The organism is Brevibacterium linens ATCC 9172 (assembly GCF_900169165.1).
GTDB lineage: Bacteria > Actinomycetota > Actinomycetes > Actinomycetales > Brevibacteriaceae > Brevibacterium > Brevibacterium linens.
Genome location: NZ_FXYY01000050.1, coordinates 1 through 4,915, shown reverse-complemented (window position 1 = coordinate 4,915; position 4,915 = coordinate 1). Strand labels below are relative to the sequence as shown.

At 61.2% G+C, this 4,915-nt stretch carries 4 protein-coding genes; 2 read left to right on the top strand and 2 right to left on the bottom strand.

What is annotated here, in order from left to right; translation table 11 throughout:
- Positions 1 to 212 precede the first annotated feature (212 nt).
- On the top strand, positions 213 to 737 hold the full coding sequence (locus BLIN9172_RS17510) for a Dps family protein (protein WP_101556157.1): 525 nt from the start codon (positions 213 to 215) through the stop codon (positions 735 to 737).
- A 93-nt stretch (positions 738 to 830) separates the two neighbouring features.
- Here the strand turns inward: BLIN9172_RS17510 and lhgD are convergent, their stop codons facing one another.
- Positions 831 to 2,045: an L-2-hydroxyglutarate dehydrogenase gene (gene lhgD, locus BLIN9172_RS17505; RefSeq protein WP_101556156.1), complete on the bottom strand. Its 1,215-nt coding sequence runs from the start codon at positions 2,043 to 2,045 to the stop codon at positions 831 to 833.
- A 476-nt stretch (positions 2,046 to 2,521) separates the two neighbouring features.
- On the opposite strand from lhgD, the gene BLIN9172_RS17500 reads away from it, so the two are divergent.
- Positions 2,522 to 3,670 carry a choice-of-anchor G family protein gene (locus BLIN9172_RS17500; protein ID WP_170286977.1) on the top strand — a complete coding sequence of 383 codons (1,149 nt, stop codon included), beginning with the start codon at positions 2,522 to 2,524 and terminating at the stop codon, positions 3,668 to 3,670.
- A 162-nt stretch (positions 3,671 to 3,832) separates the two neighbouring features.
- Here BLIN9172_RS17500 and BLIN9172_RS17495 read toward each other — a convergent pair.
- On the bottom strand, positions 3,833 to 4,915 hold a 1,083-nt coding region (locus tag BLIN9172_RS17495; RefSeq protein WP_101556154.1), incomplete at its 5' end, for an IS1380 family transposase.

Below are 4,915 nucleotides of genomic sequence, written 5' to 3'. Positions count from 1 at the left end.
GGCGTCTGGCGGTCATCGGGATCTTGCCTTCCATAGGGCAAGCCTGCTCCCGTTTGTTGGGAGTTCGCGCTCAAAGTGCTTGAGGCACCACCAGGTTCTACGCGCTCAAAATAGCTGAGGCACGTCGGGGGGTTACGCGTCATCTGCGGCAGCGTTATGGTGATCATAGGCTCCGGGTCAACGTGAAACCGGAGAGAACAGGAGCAAAAATCATGACGCAGTCAGTGACAGTTCCCGACCCCCATGGCTCAGAGAAGACTACTCGCGAGAACGCCGAACGCGGCTTCATCGCCTCCGACGCCCTGACCAAGAACCTCCAAACGGTTCTGGTCGACTTCATCGCTCTGAGCCTGACCGCCAAGCAGGCACATTGGAATATCGTGGGCACGAACTTCCGAGACCTGCACCTTAACCTCGACGAAGTCACGGACATCGCCCGTGCAGGCAGCGATGAGATCGCTGAACGCATGCGTGCCCTCCATGCCTCCCCCGACGGTCGCCCCGCCGTGATCGCTGAACAGTCCGGACTGCCGGAGTTCCCGAACGGCGAAATCAGCACCCACGACGCCATCGATCACATGGTCGCGTCGATCGAGGCGACCGTGGCTTCGATGCGTGACTGCCACGACGAAGTCGACTCGGCGGACCCGACGACCGCCGACATCTTCCACAGCTACATCGCGCAGCTTGAGCAGCAGGCCTGGTTCATCAGCGCAGAGACCCGCACACCCAAGTGAGCCACTGAGCTGAACCGCTGCTGAAACAGTTCGGGCCGCCTCCCCGTCGTCACGGTCGGGTAGGCGGCCTTTCGTCGTCGACGCCCGGAACCGTCATCGTCGGCCATCGATGATCGCGACGAGGTGTTCGGCAATGGCCAGCGCCGAGGTGGCCCCTGGGGACGGCGCGTTCCTTACGAACATCGCGGCTCCCGCCCGATCGATGACGAAATCATCGACGAGCGTGCCGTCCCGATTCATGGCTTGGGCGCGGATTCCGCGGGTGGCGCGGTGGCCGTCTGCCCCGGCCAGGTCGGGGACGTAGCGGGCCGCCTCGGCGACGAATTTCTCGATCGAGAGCACCCCGGGCAGCTCACGGGCCGCGGTGGCCATGTTGCCGACGGCGAAGCGCCAGAATCCGGAGTCGGCGGCCACGGCCAGCGAATCGGGGATGTTGAGGCCGAGACCTCGGTAGCCTTCGCGGGAGAAGGAGAGGAAGGCGTTGGGTCCGATCATCAGGCCGCCGTCGATGCGGCGGGTGACGTGGACGCCGAGGAAGGGGTACTTCGGGTCCGGGACGGGGTAGATGAGGCCGTTGACCGCGCTGCTGTATTCCTCGTCGAGGATGAAGTACTGGCCGAAGAAGGGCACCACGGTCGGGGTGCGATTCTGACCGGAGCGCGCGGCCAGTCGGTCGGATTGGAGGCCGGCGCAGACGATGACGTGGTCAAATTCCTGGGCGTCGACCGGGGTGCGGACGACGGCGGTGTCACCGGTGGGGCCGCCTCGGCGATCGATGGTTTTGACCGGGGTGGAGAAGCGGACGCGGCCGCCGTGGGCGCGGAAGTCGGCGACGAGTGCGTCGGTGAGTCCGCGGTAGTCGATGATTGCGGTGTGGGGTGAGTGGAGGGCGGCGAGGCCTTCGGCGTTCGGTTCGATGTCGCGCAGTCCGTCGCGGTCGAGCATGGCGATGTCGGGGACACCGTTGGCCAGAGCGCGGCTGTGGATGGCGTGAAGGCGTTCGGCTTCTGTCTCGTCGGTGGCGACGACGACCTTGCCGCATTCGTCGAAAGCGACGTTGTGTTCGTTTGCGAAGTCGCGGATGAGGTCGACACCGCGGCGACAGAGCGTGGCTTTGAGGCTGCCCGGCTCGTAGTAGAGACCGGCGTGGACAACTCCGGAATTGTGGCCGGTCTGATGGGCGGCTGGGTGGTCTTCTTTTTCGAAGAGGGTGACGTCGGCGGAGTCGTGGCGGCCCAGGATCTCGCGGGCCACGGCGGCTCCGATGATGCCGGCTCCGACCACTGCCCATCGCGCGTGCTTCGCCATGTCTCAACTCCCTCGTCGATCTCCGTCGTTCCTGCCGTTCGACTCGACTGTAGATGCTGACGAAGCGTCACCATCGGTCCGTCCACACCGCGGAAGCCGTGACCTTGCCACTGACGGCTTGGTCACGGGTCGACATCGCATGCGGTTCTTTCAATCTCAATTTGTGACATATGGACGCAACACAATGACTCGGTCATGACTGTCGCATCTTCCGGAACGATGGAGCTACCTGCGACCGCCAGGCCTGTGAACTGGCCTTTTGTCGGCTACAGCACCCGCGAGACCTGGCTGACAGGATTTCACAACGCCCGCCTACATCTACTTCAACGTAACTATAACGACGAGGTAACTTTTCTTGTGATTCACTGATTACTTTTTCATTACTCCGTAACGCTGTGAGGGATCTGTCAGGAAACTGCCCGTTTCCGTCCAGGCCAAGCTTGGAAATGATCAGGATTCGAACGATGTGGAGAACCATGAGAAAACTGAGAGGCCGGCCCGGAACCGGTCGGAAGGCTGCAGTGGGCACAGTCGCCGCCGCCTCGGCGCTGGCACTGACTGCAATGACCGTGTCCCCCGCGGCCGCTGGTGAAGTGAACCCGGAAGAAGATGCAGAGGCATTTGCCCAGCTGATCAACACCGACCTGATCACAGCTGACCTACTAGACGTCTCATCCGCTTATCGCAGCTCACCAATCGACGAGGGCAAAGAGGCAGACAATCAGGCGCTCAACCTCGAGGCGCTTCGTGCGTTGGGCGTACAACTGCCAAATATCGGACTCCCCTTGGTAGCACCCGAAGACGGAGCAGGACTGCTTCACATCGGAAATGCCGGAGCCCTGAATTCATATGCTCACGCACCGAGCTACAACTCAGCAACTGCCGGTACCGGCGCGGTCGGCGAGAACGGTGCCATTAATCTCGACCCCGACAATCCTGCCGCTAGCGGAAACGCCAGCGTCGATCTCACCTCGCTGCTTGATCAAGCCGGAATTGACGGAGTCACAGACGAGATCGTCGATGAGCTCAGCTTGGACCTCGGTGCAATCGCATCGACAGCCGACAGTGATGGCAATGCTTTCAAATCTGAATACGTAGTCGCCGACGGCACACTCACTGTCTCAAGCGACCTCGTAGGAGACCTTGGCACAGAGCTTCAGGATGCAATCACCGGCTCAGGCTCCGCAGTTAATGAAGCTGTCGGCGAAGACGGCACGATTGACACGATCGTCAAAGGCCTCACAAACGCGGCCGACCTCGACCTGCTCATCGCCAAAGTCGACCTGAGCGGAGGAACCGCAAAAGTCGATGGCGTCGATACCGCCCTGAAAGATGCGGCCGAGACGCTGATCGCAAAGCCACTTGTCGATGACAATGGGATATTGTCAATCGACCTCGCGAACGGTGACATCAAGATCGATCTTGCCAAGGCCGTAGCGGGAGAAGATGCCACAGATCTCAATGGCTTGGATCCCAATACTCAAGTCTTGAGCTCATCAACTCTCAAGAAGATCACTGAAGCGCTCGAAGAAGCGCTCGGAACAGTCACATCGAAAGCGACCACGGCAGTCACAGACGTCGTGAACAACCTTGAACTCGATATCACAATTCCCGCTAAGCCTTGATCCACCGATTCGGTTGATTCTTGGCGGTTCGTTCGGGTTCGAGTGCGAACATGACGTGAGGGCAGGAAGTAGTGTCCCGGTCTCTCACCGGTCTCTTCCACAAATGTTTCCCAAGGTCTCCTCCAGACCCTGCGGCCTCGTGCTCGAGCAGGAGCGGATCGGTCAGGACAATACTGTCCTTGGTGGGCTCAACGCTGCTTGCCAGAGTCGTGCGAAGTCCGTCGCCCACGGCCACTTCGTGGGCAGGTGCAGGATCAGTTTCCTGGCCCGGTGAGCAATCCGGGCCGGGATGCTGATGATGCGTGTGCGCAGCGTCTGGGCGCGTACTTTGCTCATCCTGCCACCGATGAGTCCGGCCGCAGCCCGCATCAGGTTGTGTGTGATCGCTGCGACTGCTGCCCAGGCGGCGTTGGCGTTGAACACCCCAGAGGGCATATGCGCCAGCGCCCCGTTCTTCAACTCCGCATTGATCTGCTCGATGATCGCGTGCTTGCGGTGCATCTGGTCAGCAGCAACAGTGTCGAAACGATCTTTGTCCACCGTGGTGAAGAACGCGTGGTACCGGTACAAGTCGAACAATGGGTCCTGCCCGGCAGTGCGTTTGGTCTCGTTGAGCTCCGGGATGCGGCGGACCACCAAGCGGCCGGCGGCGTGCAGGGACTTCTTCTTCGAGGTGAATGCGGTGAACGGGACCTCGGCGACTTCGGCCTTCGAAATCCAGGCCCTGGTCTCTTCGTCGTAGATCGCTTCGGGGTATTCGATGCCAGTCCATGCGTCGTCGCTGATCGTTCCGATCGCTGCTTTGACCTTCTTGTCCATGCGGACCGTGATCGATACTTCAGCCCCGGCATCCCGGGCGGCTTTGGTCACAGTCGAGGAGTAGTACGCCGAATCAGCCCTGACCAGGACTGGGAGGCCGGAGTTGATTCGGGTCGTGGCGGCCAAAGCGTCGGAGACGAACTTGTCAGCACCCCGGGCTGACGAGGTCGAGCCCTTGCGCAGGCGCTGGCCGACGATGATCTGGCCGGAGTCGCCCGTCGATGCGGTCGCCAACAGCGTGTTGAGTCCACGACTGCCTTGGTAGCCGAATCCAGCTCCCTGCTTCGACGCGGAGTGGACATCGATGACGGTGTCGTCGACATCGACGAACACCATCGCTTGTCCAGTGTCTTCGCTGGCTGGTAGCAGCGGTGTGTGCTCGTTGAGGTTGGTCAGGAAACGGGAAGAGATCGCGTCGAGTTGCCG